The sequence below is a fragment of the Angustibacter sp. McL0619 genome (genome assembly GCF_049994355.1).
In the GTDB taxonomy this organism is placed as follows: Bacteria; Actinomycetota; Actinomycetes; order Actinomycetales; family Angustibacteraceae; genus Angustibacter.
Map to the genome: position 1 here is coordinate 4,066,305 of NZ_CP188257.1, position 17,925 is coordinate 4,084,229.

The window sequence follows — 17,925 nt, forward strand, 5'->3', positions numbered from 1 at the left end:
CCTGTTTCGCTGTGCCTCCCAGATTCGAGGACAATGCCATGACTGCTACGAACGGGAGGCAAGCGTGAGGCTTCTCCTCACATCCGCCGGCGTCAAGAACGCCAGCATCCAGAAGGCGTTGGTCGAACTCCTGGGCAAGCCGATCGCGGACTCGAGCGCCCTGTGCATCCCCACCGCGCAGTACGGGCACCCGATGGTCGGCCCCGGCGTCGGTGCCTGGCGGTTCATCAGTGGGAATTCGGACCTTCCGATGGTCGACCTGGGTTGGAGGTCCGTCGGCGTGCTTGAGCTCACCGCACTACCCAGCATCGACGAAGAGCGCTGGGTGCCATTGGTGCGGGAGGCGGACGTCCTGCTGGTGGCGGGCGGCGATGCCCTCTACCTGTGCCACTGGATGCGAGAGTCCGGGCTGGCGGACCTGCTTGCGTCGCTCAGCGAGACGGTCTGGGTGGGGCTGAGCGCCGGGAGCATGGTGATGACCCCGAGGATCGGCGAGGACTTCGTCCAGTGGAAGCCCCCGACCGGTGACGACAGCACATTGGGCATCGTCGACTTCTCGATCTGCCCCCACCTGGCTGAGGACGGCAAGCCGGGCAACTCCATGGCCGAGGCGGAACAGTGGGCGGCCGGCATCTCGGGTCCGGCGTACGCGATGGACGACGAGACGGCCATCAAGGTTGTCGATGGCGCCGTCGAGGTCGTGTCAGAAGGGCACTGGCGGTTCTTTCCTGCCGAGCCGCCGACGCCGACCACGAGGCAGCCAAGCCTCAGTCCCTAGCGCAGTCCGGCGAACAGGTCGTCCTCGGGGAGCGGGCTGTCCGTGTGGTCCTGCACTCGCACGAACGTCTCGGTACCCATCAGCCGTGAGAAGCGCTCGAGGCCCATGCGCAGGAAGATGATGTTCTCCTCCTGGCTGGCGTGGGCGGCAAGCGCGTCGTACTTCTGCCCGGCGAACGGGGCGGTGTCGACCCACGTCGAGATCTCGTCGTCCGGCAGTCCGAAGTCGTCGGGCAGCTCCTCGTCGGGACGTTCCGCTGCGGCGTCGGCGAGCTCTGGCGCGAGCTCTCGGAAGACCTGGAACATCTCCTCCAGGCCCGAGCGCGGCGCCGTCGTCCAGTAGACCTTGGCCTGGATGCCACTGAGGGCCACCGCAGCCATGGTGACCCGATGCGCCTGGATGTGGTCGGGGTGACCGTAGAACCCGTTCTCGTCGTAGGTGACCACCACATCGGGCCGGTAGCGGCGGATCAGCTCGCTGAGCACGGCGGCCGCCTCTGCCACCGGGGTGGTCCAGAACGATCCCGGGGCGTCGTTGCTCGGCCAGCCCATCATCCCGGAGTCGCCGTAGCCGAGGAGCTCGAGGTCACTGACCTGGAGGACGCGACAGCTCTCTTCGAGCTCGAGGCGCCGGGCGGCCGCGACGGCGGCCGGCTCGTGACCGGGATCGCCCGGCTTGACCCCGCCGGGCCCGTCGCCGCAGCGACCGTCGGTGCAGGTCACCAGGACCGTCCGGATGCCCTCACTGGCATACCGGGCCAGCACGCCGCCCGTCCCGGTCGCCTCGTCGTCGGGATGGGCGTGGACCGCCATCAGCGTCAGCCGTCGAGGCTCTGGCCCGGAGTGCGACACGTTCGATGACCTCTCGATCGCTTGTGAAACTCGCCCCCACGACACTGCCATACCGACGAGCCGCCGGCGGCCACGGCCCCCGTCAGGCCGTCTCTGGCGGCTGCCTGCGGACCTGGAAGCGTCGCACCTCCTGCGGCCAACCGCAGGCCACCGCGATCTTTCCCGCCCACAGCCGCGCCGCCTCCTCGTCGGCCACGTCCACGACCGCGAAGCCGCCGAGGTACTCCTTGGACTCGACGTACGGACCGTCGGTGAACAGCGGGGTGCCGCTCGACGCATCGACACTGAAGACCGGGGCCGTATCGTCCAGGCCGCCGGTGAAGATGAGGACCCCGGCGGCCTTCATCTGCGCGACCAGCGGCCGCAGAGCCTTGGACTTCTCGCGCAGCTGCTCGTCCGTGTGGTCCGGAACCCAGGTGTCGTTGAAGGCGATGAGGTACTCGGTCATGTCCCCTCCTCTTGGCGGGTGGCCACCGCGGCCGACCTCCACCTTCTCTACGAACGGCGGATCCACGATTCGACATCACGTCAGGAACTCATAGCGCGCGTGGGAGGCGTACTCCAGCTTCGCTGAGAGGCGCATCGACCGCCACGCGCGCAGACTAACCGACAGCCGTCGGTTCGCATCGGTCAGTGTTCACGCCCCCCTTCCCCACTTGTGATGAGTGTTGGGGGCCTCAACGACGGTTGAGACCCCGATACCTCCCCACAAGTGGGCGCGGGCGGGCACGGGGACGTCGGACGTCGGACGCCGGACGTCGCACCACGGCAGGATGGGCCCCATGCTCCAGCTCCGGCTCGTCGTCCCGACCGCTCGTCGCGAGCCGATCGAGAAGCTCCTGCTGGCCGACCCGCGAGTGGTCAACGTGGTCGTCCTGCGGGACGCCGCCCTGGACCCGGTCGGTGACGCCGTCAGCTGCGACGTCGCCCGCGAGGCCGCCAGCGACATCATCGCCAGGCTGCGCGAGCTCGGGCTTGACGACGGCGGCACCGTGGCCATCCAGGAGGTCACCGCCTCACCGTCGAAGGCAGCTCGGCGGGCCGAGGAAGCGGCACCGGGCAACCCGGACGACGGGGTGGTCTGGGACATCGTCACCGGCCAGGCCTACGAGCACGTGCGCCCGTCCTGGACGTTCTACGTGTTCCTCACCCTGGCCACGATGATCGCCTCCATCGCGGTCATCGAGGACTCGTCCATCCTCGTGGTGGGCGCCATGGTCGTCGGTCCCGAGTACGGCGCGGTGGCCGGCGTCGCCTTCGGCTTCGCGATGCTGGAACGGCGGCTGATCGGCCGCGGGATCAGGCTCCTGCTGCTCGGCTTCACGGTGGCCATCCTGATCACCGCGGTCTTCGCGCTGCTGTGGGCCGCACTGGGCTGGATCGACAGCGACACGCTCAACTCACCTCGACCGCAGACCGGGTTCATCTGGCGGCCGGACCACTGGTCCCTGGTCGTGGCGGTCCTGGCCGGGGTCGCTGGGACGCTGTCCCTGACGGCGGGGCGGACCGCCGTCCTGGTGGGCGTCTTCATCTCGGTCACCACGGTGCCCGCGGCCGGAAACTTGGCCCTCGCCCTGGCGCTCGCGGACCCCTCGGAGCTGCGCGGATCGGGCGCCCAGTTGCTGCTCAACCTGGTCGGGATGATCGCGGCCGGCGCGATCGTCCTGGTGCTGCAGCGCGTGGTGTGGGCGCGCTGGGGTCGGCTGGTGCGGTTCGACGCCCGCGGCCGACTGATCCGGCCGCGCGCACGCTAGAGGGCCAGGCGCGCCTTGACGACGACGGCGAGCCGGTCGGCGACGATCTTGGCGTGCTCGGCCTCACCGGCCTCGACCATCACCCGCACCAGCGGCTCCGTGCCGGACGGGCGCAGCAGCACCCGACCCTGCCCGGCCAGCTCGAACTCCGCCTCGCGCACCGCGGCCTGCACGTGCTCGTCGTCCGCGGCGCGGGCCTTGTCGACGTCCGCGACGTTCACCATCACCTGCGGCAGCCGCCGCATGACGCCGGCCAGATCGCCGAGCGGACGTCCGGTCTGGGCCACCTGGGAGGCCAGCAGCAGGGCGGTCAGCATGCCGTCGCCGGTGGTCCCGTGGTCGGACAGGATGACGTGGCCGGACTGCTCGCCGCCCAGCGTGAAGCCGCCGGAGCGCATCCGCTCGAGGACGTAACGGTCACCCACCGCGGTCTGCTCGACGACGATGCCCTCGCGCTCCATGGCCTGCAGCAGGCCGAGGTTGCTCATCACGGTAGCGACCAGGGTGTCGTCGGTCAGCGCCTGCCGCTCGCGCAGCGCCAGGGCCAGCACGGCCATGATCTGGTCGCCGTCCACGAGCTCACCGCCGGCGTCCACGGCGAGGCAGCGGTCGGCGTCCCCGTCCAGTGCGACCCCGAGGTCCGCACCGTGCTGGACGACCGCTGCCTGCAGGTTGCCCATGTGGGTCGAGCCGTAGCCCTCGTTGATGTTCAGACCGTCCGGCTCGCCGCCGATCACGTCGACCCTGGCGCCGGCAGCGGTCAGCAGGGCGGGCGCGACGACGCTGGCGGCGCCGTGCGCGCAGTCCACCACGAGGTGCACGCCGTCCAGCCGGTGCGGCAGCACGGCCAGCAGGTGCGCCACGTAGTCCTCCGCGGCCGCGCCGTCCTGCCGGACCCGCCCGACGGCTGCTCCGGTCGGGCGCTTCCACGGCTCGCGGAGCCGCTGCTCGATGGTGTCCTCGATGACGTCGTCGAGCTTGTGCCCACCGCGGGCGAAGAACTTGATGCCGTTGTCCGGCATGGCGTTGTGCGAGGCCGAGAGCATGACGCCCAGATCGGCGCCCCGGGCCGCGGTCAGGTATGCCACGGCGGGCGTGGGCAGCACGCCGACGTCCAGAACATCGATCCCGGCGCTGGCCAGCCCGGCCACCACGGCGGCGGACAGGAACTCGCCGGACGCCCGCGGGTCGCGGCCGACGACCGCGAACGGTCGGTGTCCGGCGAAGGCGCCGGTGTCGGCGAGCACGTGCGCCGCCGCGACCGAGAGGTCCAGCGCGAGCTCGGCCGTGACATCTCGGTTGGCGAGCCCCCGGACCCCGTCGGTCCCGAACAGTCGTGCCACAAGTGCGCCTCTCGTCGAGCGGGTGGACCAAACGACGACGGCCCCGGGGAACGCTACCCCCGAGGCCGTCGGCGTGCGCGCGCCCACGGATGCGGGCCGCGCGGTGGATCAGCGCTTGCTGTACTGCGGAGCCTTGCGGGCCTTCTTCAGACCGGCCTTCTTGCGCTCGATGGCGCGCGGGTCGCGGGTCAGGAAGCCGGCCTTCTTCAGCGTCGGGCGGTTGGCCTCTTCGTCGACCGCGTTCAGCGAGCGGGCAATGCCGAGACGCACCGCGCCGGCCTGGCCGCTGGGGCCGCCGCCGTGCACGCGCGCGATGACGTCGTAGGAACCGTCCAGCTCGAGCACCTTGAAGGGCTCGTTGACGATCTGCTGGTGGACCTTGTTGGGGAAGTAGTGCGCCAGCTCGCGGCCGTTGATGGTCCAGCGACCGGTGCCCGGGACGATCCGGATGCGCGCGACGGCCTCCTTGCGACGGCCGGTGGCCGCAGCAGGGGAGGTGACGACGACACGCCGCGCGGGCGCCTCGGTGGACTCGGTGGTGTAGTTGCTCGGCGCGTCCTCTGCGTCGAGCTCGACCTCGGTGGTGGACTCAGCCACGGTTCTCCTCGTGCTCCTGTTAGGTGCTGCTGGTGACTCGGCCGTGGCTTACTGCGCGACCTGGATGATCTCGAACGGCTGGGGCTTCTGCGCGGCGTGCGGGTGCTCCGAGCCGGCGTAGACCTTCAGCTTGCCGAGCTGGGCGGCGGCCAGGGAGTTCTTCGGCAGCATGCCCTTGACGGCCTTCTCGACCGCCTTGGTGGGGTACTTGTCGAGCATCTCGATGTACGTGCGCGAACGCAGGCCGCCCGGGTAGCCCGAGTGGCGGTAGGCACGCTTCTGCTCGAGCTTCGCGCCGGTCAGGGCGACCTTCTCGGCGTTGATCACGATCACGAAGTCACCGGTGTCCACGTGCGGCGCGAAGGTGGCCTTGTGCTTACCGCGCAGCAGCACGGCGACCTGGCTGGCGAGCCGGCCCAGCACGACGTCGGTGGCGTCGATGACGTGCCACTGGCGGTCGACCTCGCCGGGCTTCGGGGTGTAGGTACGCACGGTCGTAGCCTTCGTTCTCGTCTACAGATGGTCAAGCACCGGTGCTGGCGCCCGCTGGCATTGGTGTCGCGCTCGCGGCGCCGCCCCTGATCAGGGGCACACCGGACACGCACGACGACGTCCCAGAGTACCTGTCCTGCGCACCGAGGGTCAAAACGCGCTCCCCACCACTCGAAACCAGAGTACTGGGGCACCTCCGCGACCTCAGGTGCCCCAGTTCTCTTGTCTGGCCGGACCGGTTCAGGGTTCGACGAGGACGGCCACCGTTCGGGCCGGCACGGTCGCGGTGCCGGACGTCGAGTCCCAGCTCGTGCCCTTGACCACCGGGTCCGACCCGGCCGACTGCACCGCGGACAGCGCGAGCGCGTGCCCGCTCAGTCCCGGCACCACCTGGCTGACCGCAGACGGAGTCGCGTTGACCACCACGACGAGCCCGCGCAGGCTGCGGTCGACGTCCGGACCGACCGTGTCGTCGATCCGCATCACGAGCACGCCCGGGTGCGCGGACGGCGTCCCGCTGGCCGGGAAGCCCACCTTTGCTCCGATCAGGTCGGCCGAACCGAGCCGGAACAGCCTGGACGACGAGCGGAGCCGAAGCAGGTCCTGCGCGGCGGCCGAGGCGCTGGCCACCTGCGCCGCGGTCGGCTTGAGCGCGGCGTCCGCCAGCAGCGGCCTCTGGAACGGCCACTTCGCCTCGTTGTCCGCCTTGGGCGGCAGCCCGTGGCCGAAGCCGTTGTCCGCGCCGGTCCAGTCCAGGGTGTTGAACCAGTCGCCCGAGTCGAAGCTGTTGCGGTCCAGCGACTTACTGCGTAGCAGGTCCGCGCCGGCGTGCCAGAACGACGGCGACTGGCCCAGCGCCGTGGTGGCCAGCGAAAGCGTGTTCATCCGGATCCGGTCGCTCATCGCCGTCGCCTGCGGCAGCTTGTAGGTCAGCGCGTCCCACAACGTCTCGTTGTCGTGCGCGTCGACGTAGCTGATCACCTCGGCCGGCTGGTCGGCGTACCCGGCGGGGTTGCCGTTGTAGTCGATCTGGTCGCCCCGGACGACGTCCCCGGCGGTGTCCCGGAACGTGTACGCGCGCAGGTTGCCGGCCATCCCGAGCTCGACCAGGTCGGTGGCGTGGGCCAGCGTGGCAGCCTGCTGGGCCGCGTCGCCGTTAACCGCGGCGCCGTTCGGGTCCCCGGCCAGGCCGGAGCCCAGACCCTGGACCCGCGGGTCGTCGTCGAACGGCCCGCCACCCCGGACTGCGTCGCGAAGCCGGTCGCTGAACGTGCCGATGCCGGTGCCGCCGAGCTGGCCCTGGGTGGCCTGGTAGAAGAGCGCGTTGTTCGCCACCTCGCCAAAGTTCCAGCCCTCGCCGTACAGGTAGATCCGCTTGCCGTCGACGCCGTCACGGCCGAGGGTGAGCGCGTCCAGCGCGTGCCGGACGGCGAGCATGTTCGCCTTCGAGGCGTGGCCCATCAGGTCGAACCGGAACCCGTCGACCTTGTACTCACGGGCCCAGCTGACCACCGAGTCGACCATCAGCTTCTGCGCCATGGCGTGCTCCGTGGCGACGTTCTGGCAGCAGGTGGAGGTCTCGACCGCGCCGGTGCCGGGGTTCAGCCGCTGGTAGTAGCCGGGCACGATCCGGTCCAGCACGGACGTCGGCGCCTGGCCGGAGGCCGAGGTGTGGTTGTAGACCTGGTCCAGGACGACACGGAGCCCGTCCGCGTGCAGCGCCCCGACCATGGTGCGGAACTCACGCACCCGCGCAGTGCCGTTGGGATTGGTCGCGTACGAGCCCTCGGGCGCCATCCAGTGGTACGGGTCGTAGCCCCAGTTGTAGCCGTCGGTGGCCGCCTGCGCGGTGACGCAGGCCTGCTGCTGCTCGGAGTCCGGCGCGAACGAAGGCAGGTCGCAGTTCGGCGTCGTGCGGTCGGACGCGTCCTCCGGCACCGAGGTCAGGTCGAACGTCGGCAGCAGGTGCACGGTGTTCAGCCCGGCATCCGCCAGCGCCTTGAGGTGCTCGGTGCCGGCGCCGTCGTCCGCGAACGCCAGGTAGCCGCCGCGGTGCGCGGCCGGCACGCTCTGGTCGCCGACCGAGAAGTCCCGCACGTGCAGCTCGTAGATCGTCGAGTCGACCGGGTTCGCGAGCGTCGGCGACGCGGTGCTGCGCCACTGGTTCGGCCGGAGCGCGGCGTCGTCCAGGTCTGCGACCACCGACCGGGCCGAGCCGGTGGTCAGCGCCAGCGAATAGGGGTCGGTGACCTGGTTGTGCTCGACGACCTTCGTGGTCGGCGCGTACACGCTGACGTCGTACAGGTACTGCGCGTTCCGCCAGGACGACGAGCCGCGCGCCGACCACACGCCGGAGTCCGAGCGCTGCAGCTGGATCCGTTGCGGCGCAGCACCTGTCCGGCCCGGACGCCAGAGCAGCAGGTCGACGTCCTGGGCCGTGGGAGCCCACAGCGCGAGTGCAGGTGTCGAGCCGCGCCAAGTCATGCCGAGGTTCGCCGAGGCTGCGCCGGCGTAGAGATCGTCCAGCACGCCAGGCAACTGCACGCCGGTGGCATCGGTGAGTCGGCCGAGCGAGTCGTACTGCCCCACCGCCACCTGGCCGCGCAGGATGCGACCGGCCTGGGCGGCCGTCGCGGGAGCCAGGCGCAGCGCCAGGAACCCTTGCAGCTGTGGGTACTTGGCGACCACGGACGCCGGTAGCCCTCGCGCGTCATAGCGCAGCGCCGCGGACTCGCCGCCGGTCACGGCCTCGTCGTCCACGGCGAGACCACCGGACGCCGACCAGTGCAACCGCCAGCGCAGCTGCTCGGGCGGCGTCCCGGCCGGCAGCGCGGTGGCCGGCCAGGCGATCAGGTTGCGGGACACCCAGTGCGCCTTCGCCTTGGACAGGTCGGGTGCGGCGCCGGCGCGTGACGTGGCCACGGTCAGCACATGCGAGCTCAGGGTGTACGAGAACGTCGTCACCACCCCTGCGCCCGGCACGGTGAACGCGATGTTCGCGCCGGTCGGCGAGCCGCCTGCGCCGTAGCTCTCGTCCCAGCTGAGCCCGTGCGCCGCCTTGACCTCGTAGTCCCCTGCGGGGATCTGGTCGGTGCTCCAGGTGAACACCCCGTCGCCGTCGGGATCCTGCAGCCACGGCCGCATGCAGTCCGGGCTCCAGTCGGCCGGGCAGCCCAGCTCGGACTGGAACGACCCGGGCGCCGTCACGATCGGGCCCTCGGCGTCCGAGGTCACGTAATGGGTGGACTGGTCGTAGTAGAAGCTCACCGGTCCGGCGGGCGCGGTGTAGGAGATGTTCGGGCCGTCCTTGACGCCACCGGCGCCGTAGTTGACGTCCCACGTCTTGTTGAGGGCGGCCTTGTAGGCGTGCGGGGCCTCCGGCAGCGTGTACGTGCCCTTCCAGATCTGGTCCTTGGGGTCCAGGGTGAGCTGGGCCTGGTCACACGCCGGGTCCCAGTCAGCGGCGCAGCCCATCTCGGAGTTGTGGTCGCCGGGCACGCTGACGTTGTCCGGCTGGACGACCGGGCCGACGCCGCCGCCACCGCCACCGGTCGGCGCCGGATCGCCGACGACGCCGTAGGTGGACGTCGCGGAGTATCGGCCGCTGGAGTCCTTGAGCACCGAGCGGTACTCGACCAGCGTGCCCTTGGCCAGCCCCGAGGTGTCGTGGAAGACCCGGTACGGCGCGTTGTCGTCCGTGCCGAGCCGCTGCCAGGTGCTGGTGCCCACCGGCCGGAACGCGAAGGTCACCTCGGCGAGGGCGTTGTCCGGCACCGAGACGCCGATCTCGGCGCGACCGCCGACGACGCCGCCGGGCTGCGGCGACGCCGGGTAGACGGCGGGCGCGTGGTTGCTGCGGTCGACGGCCCTGGTGGCCCTCCAGACCGCCACAGACAGTGGTGCGACGGTGATCTGGGTGCGCTGCTCACCGTTGGTGCGCAACGACTTCGTGCTGCCGAGCAGCGGCCTGAACGTCGCGTTGCGGCCGAACGTGGCGACCTCGACGGTCTTCGCGGACGTCGAGTTGTTGGCCGCCACCAGATACTCGACCTTGGACTTGCGGTCGACCCGGCTGAACGCGTAGATGCCTGCGGCGGACGACGCGTAGCGGTGCACCTGGGTACCGTCGGCCAGCGCCGGGTTGGCCTGGCGCAGCGCGGCGACCTGCTTGATCGCCCGGTACATCGGCGAGCCGGTCAGGTACCGGTCCTTCGACCCCGGTGTGCCGCCGATGACCACCGGGTCGTCGTTGTACTCGGCCACCTGGCTGGCGAACATGTCCTGCCGCGCGGACTGGTCGTTGCCACCGCCCGCACCCGTGAAGCCCTGCTCGTCGCCGTAATAGACGACGGGCTGCCCGCGGGTCAGATACATCAGCTGGTGGGCGAGGGTGTCCCGCTGAAGCTGTTCGGCGGGATCGCTGACCCCACCGGCCTTGAGGAAGTATCCGATCCGGCCCATGTCGTGGTTGCCGAGGAACGTCGGCAGCTCGTACGCGTTGGAGTCGGTGTCGGTGTAGTAGTCGTCGCCGGCGAACAGGTCGCGCACCTCGTTGGTCGGCTTGCCGAGCGCGAAGTCCTTCGCCGCGGCCTGGAACCCGAAGTCCAGCGTGGCGGGCAGCTTGCCAGTGGTCGTGTACTGCGACATGAAGCTCGGCCGCGCATCGTAGACCTCGCCGAACATGAAGAAGTCGTCGTTGCCCTGGGCCTTCGCCTCAGCCTGCATGGCCGGTGAGAAGGACTGCCAGAACTCCATGTTGACGTGCTTGACGGTGTCGATCCGGAAGCCGTCGATGCCGAAGTCCACCCACGACTTGTAGATGTCGGTCATACCCTTGAGCACCGCGGGCTGCTCGGTGAACAGGTCGTCCAGGCCGACGAAGTCGCCGTACTCCGCGCTCTCGCCGGCGAAGGTCGAGTCACCGCGGTTGTGGTAGTACGTCGGGTCGTTCAGCCAGGCCGGCACCTTCACGGTCTTGTCGGCCTCGGTGCGGAAGGTCGGCGTGTACGGGAACGACGTCGCGGCGTCCAACGTCGGGAAGGTGTCGGTGCCCGCGTAGTCCTTGTCGTCAAAGGTGTTCCCAGCGGCGTCCTTGTACGGCTTGGTCGCCTTGTCGATGTAGGTGTACTGCTGCTGGGTGTAGTCGATGACGTCCGCGGTGTGGTTGGTGATGATGTCGAAGAAGACCTTCATCCCCTTGCGGTGCGCGGCGGCCACCAGGTTCGTCAGGTCGGCGTTGGTGCCCAGGTGCGGATCGACCTGGGTGAAGTCGGTGATCCAGTAGCCGTGGTAGCCGGCACTGGCATCGGACCCGCTGCCCTGCACCGGGCGGTTCTTGAACGACGGGGTCAGCCAGATCGCGGTCGTGCCCAGGCCCTTGATGTAGTCCAGCTTCCCGGTCAGGCCCTTGAGGTCGCCGCCGTGGTAGAAACCCTTCGCGGTCGGGTCCAGGCCGGTCTCGAGCCGTCCACCGGTCAGGCCGCCGGCGTCGTTGGCCGTGCTGCCGTTGGCGAACCGGTCGGCCATCACGAAGTACATCCGCTCGCGGGTCAGCGGTGCCCGCAGGCTCGGCTGGGCCAGCGCCTTGTCGGCCGCCGTCACGGGGCCAGGCAGGTCGGTCGGCGCGATGCCGATCCGGTGGCTGGCGTGGTCGTAGCTGAACTCCAGGGTCGCGTCCCCGGCCAGGGTGATCGCGATGTTGGCGCTGCCGCCGTCCTTGCCGTAGCTCTCGTCCCACGAGTCGTTGAGCGCGACCTTCAGCTCGTAGGACCCGGCCGGCACCGCGAACCGGGCACTGAACACCGCGCTGTCGCCGACCCGCTGCAGGTGCGTCTGTGCGCAGGCCGGGTCCCAGTCACCGGAGCAGCCGAGCTCGCTCTGCAATGAGCCGATCAGGGTGACCGTGGCCGGCACGGGCGTGGGTTCGGCGGCTCTGGCCGGCGCCGCCGCCGGCGCCGCCAGCAACGCCCCCAGCAGCGCCAGGACGGCGAGCACCGCCCACGGTGCGGGGAGGGTGCTCAGGATCCGACGGTGGTGCGAGGCAGCCATGGCGCGCTCCCAACGAGGCGGACGTCGATGTCCGAGGTGTCCGTTTGGTGCGTGACAATAGTCCCGGTTGCCGCCTTGAGGAAGGGCTGACCGAAAGTTTCTGCAAGTTCTTTCAGTACGAAGACCCGGCCGGCGGCGTCCTGCGCGGCGGGTCGACCCACTGCAGTGGCAGCGACTCGTGCAGGTTCGCGCGCTCCGTACGCAGGTGCATGGACGTGCGCGGGCGCAGCAGGAGGGTCAGTAGCGTCGCCGCCGCGAGCGCCAGCATGCACGTGGCCACCAGGTAGAACCACGGCACCGGGTAGGCCAGCGAGGAGAGAGAGTCCAGCAGCAGACCGACTGCGAGCACCACCCCGAACGTGCGGCACTCGCTGACCCGGTGCAGCACCCCGAACACCAGCAGGCAGCTGACCAGCACGACTCCGAGGTCGAGCAGGGCGCTCCACTGACCCGGCGTGTGCAGCTCGGCCATGGCCCAGCCGGCGGCGGTGGACATGTCCAGGTGCCGGGTGCGCCCGTAGGCCCGCATGAACTCAGGCCACTGGCCGGCCACCATCCACAGGCGCAACGCGGCCAGCGCGACCAGTGAGACCAGCAGCGCGCAGGCAGCGCGCACCGCATCGGGCGCGGCACCCCAGTCGCCGCGCTCAGCAGGGATCTCAAGATCCCGGACGTCGAACACCGTGGCCTCCAGCCGCCGGCCCGCACGTGGCCGCCTGGAACCGCGATCGTGCGGGTCGTCGTCACAGTGACCCTAAGCGTGCGGGCCCCCGCACGTCAGCGGTCGTGACCCAACCCCCGCCCAGTCGTGACCGAACGGAGATCAGCCGGTCCCGGGCCCTGAGGCCCCGGCCTCCAGGTCGTGCCGCAGGACGGCGTCCTCGATCACCGGCGTCCGCCACAGCAGCACGATCACGATCCCGGTCAGCGCCACCATCGCGATGGTCAAGGCGTAGTACCACCACGGCGACGGTACGGCGAGCGAGCCGAGGGTGTTCAGACCGCCGGCGGCACTCAGGACCAGGGCGAGGTTGCGGGCCCACGGCGTGCCACTGCCGACCCGCAGAACCAGCGGGATCAGCAGCAGCAAGGCGCAGAGCAGGCTGAACACCGCGGAGTCGAAGTGCCCGGGCACCTCGCGCTTGGCGATCTCCAGACCCAGGAACGTCCCGGTGTCCAGGTGCTTGTAGTCGGCGTAGGCCTGCACGAAGGACATCCGTGCGTAGTGGCACACCAGCACCCGGACCACGCCGATCCCGATCGTCACCAACAGGAGCAGCCGCACCCACGTCACCCTGGCCATGCCCAACACGTTCCCGCTCATCGCTGCCTCGCCACCCTGCCCTCGTCCCACACCGGTTCGTCTGACTCGTAGACCGTGCCGTCCGCCCCGAACACCAGGAACCGGTCGAAACCCCTGGTGAACCATCGGTCGTGCGTCACGGCCAGGACCGTACCCTCGAACACCGACAGCCCCTCTTCGAGCGCCTCGGCCGAGTGCAGGTCGAGGTTGTCGGTCGGCTCGTCCAGCAGCAGCAGGGTCGCGCCGCTCAGCTCGAGGAGCAGGATCTGGAACCGCGCCTGCTGCCCGCCGCTGAGCGATTCGAAGACCTGCTCACCGGCGCGCGCCAGCTCGTAGCGGTCCAGTGCCCGGGCCGCCTGCTCGCGGGGCAGTCCGTCGCGGTGCTCGTCGCCGCGATGCAGGATCTCCAGCAGCGTGCGACCGACCAGCCGCGGGTGCTCGTGGGTCTGCGCGAACCAGCCGGGGCGCACCCGCGCGCCGAGCCGGGCCCGACCGCCGTGCTCGACGGGGGCGATGACGACGTCGTCGACCGGGCGGTGCTCGGCGTCCGGGTCGCTGCCGCCAGCGGCCAGCAGGCGCAGGAAGTGCGACTTCCCGGACCCGTTCGAGCCGAGCACGGCGACGCGCTCGCCGTACCAGACCTCCAGGTCGAAGGGCTTCATCAGACCGGCCAGCTCGAGGCGCTCGCAGATGACGGCACGCTTGGCGGTACGGCCCCCCAGCAGCCGCATCCGGACGTTCTGCCGCTGTGGCAGCTCCTCGGGCGGGCCGGCCTCCTCGAACTTCGCCAGCCGCGTCTTGGCCGCCTGGTAACGGCTGGCCAGCCCGTCGTTGTACGCCGCCTTGATCTTGTACATCTGGACCAGGTCCTTCAGCTTCTGGTGCTCCTCGTCCCAGCGCCGGCGGAGCTCCTCGAGCTTGGCGAACCGCGCCGCGCGCGCCTCGTGGTAGGTCGAGAAGTGCCCGGGATGCACCCAGGCTGTGCTCCCGGCCGCGCCCGGCTCGAGCGTGGCGATCCGGCTGGCGGCCCGGTCCAGCAGCTCGCGGTCGTGGCTGACCAGCAGCACGGTCTTGGGCGTCTCACGCAGCCGCTCCTCCAGCCAGCGCTTGGCCGGGACGTCGAGGAAGTTGTCCGGCTCGTCGAGCAGCAGCACCTCGTCGGGACCGCGCAGCAGCGCCTCCAGCACCAGCCTCTTCTGCTCACCACCGGACAGGGTGCGCACCTCGCGCCACTGCGCCTTGTCGTACGGCACGCCGATCGCGGCGACGGTGCAGACGTCCCACAGCGTCTCCGCCTCGTAGCCGCCGGCGTCGGCCCAGTCCGCGAGCGCCTGCGCGTACCGCATCTGGATGGCCTCGTCGTCCGACTCCATCATCAGCAGCTCAGCGTCCTCGAGCGCCTCGGCGGCCGCGCGCACCCGCAGCGGGGCGACGGTCAGCAGCAGGTCGCGGACGGTGGTGGTGTCGCGCATCTGGCCGACGAACTGACGCATCACACCGAGCCCGCCGCTGCGCGTGACGGCGCCGGCGTGCGCATCCAGGTCGCCGGCGATGATCCGCAGCAACGTCGTCTTGCCGGTGCCGTTCGGGCCGATCAGCGCGACGGTGGCGCCGTCCCCCACCCGGAACGAGACGTCGTCCAGCAGGGGCCTGCCGTCTGGCAGGTGGTAGCTGATGGCGTTCAGGTCGACGTGTCCCACGAGCGACAAGTCTCCTCTGTCCGGTCCCTGCCCGGCACCTGGATATTCCAGGCCGCGATGTCAGGGGGTCGCGCGAAGCAGTGCCCGGTAGCCGGCAGCGGCTGCGAGGGCCGCGACGAGCAGCGGCAGCGCCACCATCGTGACCAACGTGGAGGAGTCCGCGAACCAGTCGAAGAACGCTCCCCAGGCGTCGCGCCAGGTGAGCAACGCGGCCACCGCGCCGAGCAGCAACCCCACGGCCACCGACAGCGCGAACACCCCGTGCTGACGCCACCGGTGGTGCACGACGCCGACCCCCATCATCACCGCACCCAGCAGCACGAACGGGACGGCGTAGACCACGAGCTGGGCCGCTGCGTTGTCCTGCACCAGTCCCGGCACGCGGAAGAAGTGCAGCTGGACGCCGAACCCGTCGCTGGCACCCTCCAGGTAGCGCAGCACCGTCAGAACCGCTGCGAACGCCAGCGACCCGAGCACCAGCACCAGTCCGGTGCCTGCAGCGAAGGCGCGCCGGGTCACGCCCGCGCCCAGCGCGAACGGGAAGATCTGGGCGATCGTCTGGTACGCCCAGACCGCGACCACGACGTAGATCGAGGCGATACCCCCGCTGAAGCCCTGGGCGCGGCTGGCCGGATCGAGCAGAGCCTGGATGACCAGGTTGATAGCCAGCGACGAGGCCAGGATCAGCCACGGCCAGGCGATCGTGTACCCGAACGCGATCAGGTGCAGCCGGGACGCGGTCAGCACGTGCTTCATCGCAGCACCTCCGTGCTGGGTTGGTCGACCAGTTGGTTGGTCTGTTGAGTGGTCGGTTGAGTGGTCGGTTTGGCGGTCGGGGGGCCGGTCAGCTCGCTGCCGGCCGGCTGCGGGCAGCCGCCGGCCTGGGTGGTGCGTACGACCAGCTGCTGCAACGACAGCGGCTCCACGGTGAGCCCGGCTCGCCGAGCCTGCGCCCGGACGTCGTCCGCGGCGCGGGTGCGCACCGTGACCCGGGCGAGTCCGGCCAGCTGCTCGCAGTGCAGCACCCGGCGTCCGTTGACCACGTCCTTGACCACGGCGGCCGGGCCGCTGACCACGATGGCTCCGGCGCGCAGCTCGTCCGCGTCCTCGTCGACCAGCACCCGCCCGTGGTCGACCACCACGACGTGCTCGAGCAGCTCCGCGACCTCGTCGATCAGGTGGGTGGACAGCACGACCGTGCGCGGGTGCTCGGCGAAGTCGGCGAGCAGCCGGTCGTAGAAGGTCTGGCGTGCCACGGCGTCCAGACCCAGGTAGGGCTCGTCGAAGAACGTGAGCTCGGCCCGCGAGGCGAGCCCCACCACGACGCCGAGCGCCGAGCGCATGCCGCGGGACAGCTTGCGGACCCGTCGTCCCAGCGGCAGCTCGTACTCGGCGAGCAGCTGGTCGGCGAACGCGTCGTCCCAACCCGGGTGCAGCAGCCGGGCGGCGGCCAGGACGTGGCAGACCCGGTAGGCGTCCGGGTAGGCCTGGCCCTCGGCGACGAAGCAGGTGCGGGCCAGCACGTCCGGGTTCTCGTACGGGTCCTCACCGAAAAGCCTGGCCTGGCCGGAGGTCGGCACGTCCTGTCCGGTCAGCAGCTGCATCAACGTCGTCTTGCCGGCGCCGTTGCGGCCGAGCAGCCCGTGGATCCGGCCCGCCTCCAGCGCCAGGTCCACCTGGTCGACCGCGGTCACCTCGCGGAAGCGCCGGGTCAGTCCGGCGGCCTGCACCACCGCGCTCATGCCCGCACCACCGCGTCGTCCAGCAGCCCCTTGATCTCGTCTGGCCCCAGGCCGAGCTTGCGTGCTTCGGCGACCAGTGGCTCGACGTACTGGCGGGCGAAGTCCGCCCGCCGTCGCTGCCGGAGCAGGTCGCGGGCCCCTGCGCTGACGAACATGCCGATACCCCGTCTCTTGTAGAGGACCCCGTCAGCGACCAGGCGGTTGATGCCCTTCAGCGCCGTGGCGGGGTTGATCCGGTGAAACGCGGCGAGCTCGTTCGTCGAGGGGACCTGGGTCTCCTCGGCGAGGCTGCCGTCGATGATCGCGGACTCGAGCTGCTCGGTGATCTGCACGAACAGCGGTCGGTCGTCGAACACCATCACCGGTTCCTTGGTTCATTACTCACGTAACTAACCATGCAACCTGGACGGGCCGGCCGTCAAGCCCTTTCGCCGGACCGGGCCCGGAACCAGTCAGACCGGCGGCAGGCTACGGACCGCGCGGGCCTGCTCGCTGCGGACGGCGAGCTCGTCGTCCGGCGGGTAGACCACCTCCTCGAGCGAGAGCCCGTGCGGCGGCATGACGGCGACGGCCGCGTCCCGGACCCCCACCGCCATCACCTGCGCCGGCCACTCGACCGGACGACGTCCCTGACCCACCGGAAGGACCGCGCCGACCAGCGACCTGACCATCGAGTGGCAGAACGCGTCGGCGACGACCCTGGCCGCCAGCACCCCGTCGTCCCTGCGGCACCAGGTGTAGTCCAGCAGCGTGCGCACGGTGCTCGCTCCCTCGCGTCGCTTGCAGAACGCGGCGAAGTCGCGCAGGCCGAGCAAGGTCTGGGATGCCTCGCGCAGCGCATCGACGTCGAGCGGCTCCTTGACCACGACGGTGTCGTTGCGGCGCAGCGGATCCAGCTCGTGCGGACGGTCGCAGACGCGATAGCGGTAGCGCCGACGCAGCGCGCCGAAGCGGGCGTCGAACCCCGGCGGCGCGACCGACACCGCGTGCACCACGACGTCGTCCGGCAGGACTCCGGCCAGCCGGGTCAGCGCTGCGGCCTGCGGCGGCCGGCCGGACCGCCCGGGCAGGGCGGCCCACGCCCCGGGGTCGACGTCCACGTGCACGACCTGGCCGCGGGCGTGCACGCCGGCGTCGGTCCGCCCCGCGACGGTGAGCCGCACCAGCTCGGGCGCCCGCAGGATCGTGGTCAGTGCCGTGGCGAGCTCCTCCTCCACGGTGCGCCGACCCGGCTGCGCGGCCCAGCCGGAGAAGTTGGTGCCGTCGTAGCCGAGGTCGATCCGCAGCCGCACCAGCTCGCCCTCGCTCATGCGGGCC

14 protein-coding genes and 2 pseudogenes are annotated in these 17,925 nt (G+C 70.7%); 2 read left to right on the forward strand and 14 right to left on the reverse strand.

Annotation, left to right across the window (positions count from 1 at the left end):
• The first annotated feature begins 64 nt into the window (after nt 1–64).
• Nucleotides 65–778 carry a Type 1 glutamine amidotransferase-like domain-containing protein gene (locus ACPPVT_RS18955; RefSeq protein WP_426563014.1) on the forward strand — a complete coding sequence of 238 codons (714 nt, stop codon included), beginning with the start codon at nt 65–67 and terminating at the stop codon, nt 776–778.
• Here the strand turns inward: ACPPVT_RS18955 and ACPPVT_RS18960 are convergent.
• The 3 genes and pseudogenes from ACPPVT_RS18960 to ACPPVT_RS18970 all read right to left on the reverse strand — a co-directional run.
• Nucleotides 775–1,002, reverse strand: a pseudogene (locus ACPPVT_RS18960) (PIG-L family deacetylase); the annotation flags it as partial. The gene ACPPVT_RS18955 and the pseudogene ACPPVT_RS18960 overlap by 4 nt on opposite strands.
• 86 nt (nt 1,003–1,088) lie before the next feature.
• Nucleotides 1,089–1,590: pseudogene (locus tag ACPPVT_RS18965) on the reverse strand (PIG-L family deacetylase); the annotation flags it as partial.
• Nucleotides 1,591–1,711: 121 nt separating this feature from the next.
• A complete protein-coding gene (locus ACPPVT_RS18970; RefSeq protein WP_426563016.1) occupies nt 1,712–2,077 on the reverse strand; it encodes a YciI family protein in 366 nt (121 codons plus the stop codon).
• Between the two features lie 334 nt (nt 2,078–2,411).
• On the opposite strand from ACPPVT_RS18970, the gene ACPPVT_RS18975 reads away from it, so the two are divergent.
• On the forward strand, nt 2,412–3,383 hold the full coding sequence (locus tag ACPPVT_RS18975; RefSeq protein WP_426563018.1) for a DUF389 domain-containing protein: 972 nt from the start codon (nt 2,412–2,414) through the stop codon (nt 3,381–3,383).
• On the opposite strand, the gene glmM is transcribed toward ACPPVT_RS18975, so the two are convergent.
• From glmM to truA, 11 genes are all read right to left on the reverse strand, one after another.
• The gene (gene glmM, locus ACPPVT_RS18980; protein ID WP_426563019.1) at nt 3,380–4,726 is read right to left on the reverse strand and encodes a phosphoglucosamine mutase; all 1,347 of its coding nucleotides are present in this window, start codon (nt 4,724–4,726) and stop codon (nt 3,380–3,382) included. The genes ACPPVT_RS18975 and glmM overlap by 4 nt on opposite strands.
• Before the next feature lie 108 nt (nt 4,727–4,834).
• Entirely contained in the window at nt 4,835–5,323 is a 489-nt protein-coding gene (rpsI, locus tag ACPPVT_RS18985; protein ID WP_426563021.1) for a 30S ribosomal protein S9, read from the reverse strand.
• Nucleotides 5,324–5,371: 48 nt separating this feature from the next.
• Complete coding sequence (gene rplM / locus ACPPVT_RS18990; protein ID WP_426563023.1) at nt 5,372–5,815, reverse strand: 50S ribosomal protein L13; 444 nt, start codon at nt 5,813–5,815, stop codon at nt 5,372–5,374.
• A 240-nt stretch (nt 5,816–6,055) separates the two neighbouring features.
• Nucleotides 6,056–11,863 carry a pullulanase-type alpha-1,6-glucosidase gene (gene pulA / locus ACPPVT_RS18995; protein WP_426563025.1) on the reverse strand — a complete coding sequence of 1,936 codons (5,808 nt, stop codon included), beginning with the start codon at nt 11,861–11,863 and terminating at the stop codon, nt 6,056–6,058.
• Between the two features lie 112 nt (nt 11,864–11,975).
• On the reverse strand, nt 11,976–12,545 hold the full coding sequence (locus ACPPVT_RS19000) for a hypothetical protein (protein WP_426563027.1): 570 nt from the start codon (nt 12,543–12,545) through the stop codon (nt 11,976–11,978).
• A 141-nt stretch (nt 12,546–12,686) separates the two neighbouring features.
• Nucleotides 12,687–13,187, reverse strand: a complete 501-nt coding sequence (locus ACPPVT_RS19005; RefSeq protein WP_426563029.1) for a hypothetical protein — start codon at nt 13,185–13,187, stop codon at nt 12,687–12,689.
• Nucleotides 13,184–14,866, reverse strand: coding sequence for an ABC-F family ATP-binding cassette domain-containing protein (locus ACPPVT_RS19010; RefSeq protein WP_426563031.1), 1,683 nt, complete (start codon nt 14,864–14,866; stop codon nt 13,184–13,186). The genes ACPPVT_RS19005 and ACPPVT_RS19010 overlap by 4 nt, the downstream gene beginning before the upstream one ends.
• Nucleotides 14,867–14,926: 60 nt before the next feature.
• The gene (locus ACPPVT_RS19015) at nt 14,927–15,622 is read right to left on the reverse strand and encodes an ABC transporter permease (RefSeq protein ID WP_426563033.1); all 696 of its coding nucleotides are present in this window, start codon (nt 15,620–15,622) and stop codon (nt 14,927–14,929) included.
• Nucleotides 15,619–16,608: an ABC transporter ATP-binding protein gene (locus ACPPVT_RS19020; RefSeq protein WP_426563035.1), complete on the reverse strand. Its 990-nt coding sequence runs from the start codon at nt 16,606–16,608 to the stop codon at nt 15,619–15,621. The genes ACPPVT_RS19015 and ACPPVT_RS19020 overlap by 4 nt, the downstream gene beginning before the upstream one ends.
• Nucleotides 16,605–16,967: a GntR family transcriptional regulator gene (locus tag ACPPVT_RS19025; protein ID WP_426563037.1), complete on the reverse strand. Its 363-nt coding sequence runs from the start codon at nt 16,965–16,967 to the stop codon at nt 16,605–16,607. The genes ACPPVT_RS19020 and ACPPVT_RS19025 overlap by 4 nt, the downstream gene beginning before the upstream one ends.
• Nucleotides 16,968–17,060: 93 nt before the next feature.
• The gene (gene truA / locus ACPPVT_RS19030) at nt 17,061–17,918 is read right to left on the reverse strand and encodes a tRNA pseudouridine(38-40) synthase TruA (RefSeq protein WP_426563039.1); all 858 of its coding nucleotides are present in this window, start codon (nt 17,916–17,918) and stop codon (nt 17,061–17,063) included.
• Nucleotides 17,919–17,925: the final 7 nt, after the last annotated feature.

Excerpts from the sequence above, each read along its gene's own strand:
- ACPPVT_RS18970 (WP_426563016.1), bottom strand. The coding sequence starts at position 2,077 with ATGACCGAGTACCTCATCGCCTTCAACGACACCTGGGTTCCGGACCAC.
- ACPPVT_RS18975 (WP_426563018.1), top strand. The coding sequence starts at position 2,412 with ATGCTCCAGCTCCGGCTCGTCGTCCCGACCGCTCGTCGCGAGCCGATC.
- pulA (WP_426563025.1), bottom strand. The coding sequence starts at position 11,863 with ATGGCTGCCTCGCACCACCGTCGGATCCTGAGCACCCTCCCCGCACCG.
- ACPPVT_RS19005 (WP_426563029.1), bottom strand. The coding sequence starts at position 13,187 with ATGAGCGGGAACGTGTTGGGCATGGCCAGGGTGACGTGGGTGCGGCTG.
- ACPPVT_RS19015 (WP_426563033.1), bottom strand. The coding sequence starts at position 15,622 with ATGAAGCACGTGCTGACCGCGTCCCGGCTGCACCTGATCGCGTTCGGG.
- ACPPVT_RS19020 (WP_426563035.1), bottom strand. The coding sequence starts at position 16,608 with ATGAGCGCGGTGGTGCAGGCCGCCGGACTGACCCGGCGCTTCCGCGAG.
- ACPPVT_RS19025 (WP_426563037.1), bottom strand. The coding sequence starts at position 16,967 with ATGGTGTTCGACGACCGACCGCTGTTCGTGCAGATCACCGAGCAGCTC.
- truA (WP_426563039.1), bottom strand. The coding sequence starts at position 17,918 with ATGAGCGAGGGCGAGCTGGTGCGGCTGCGGATCGACCTCGGCTACGAC.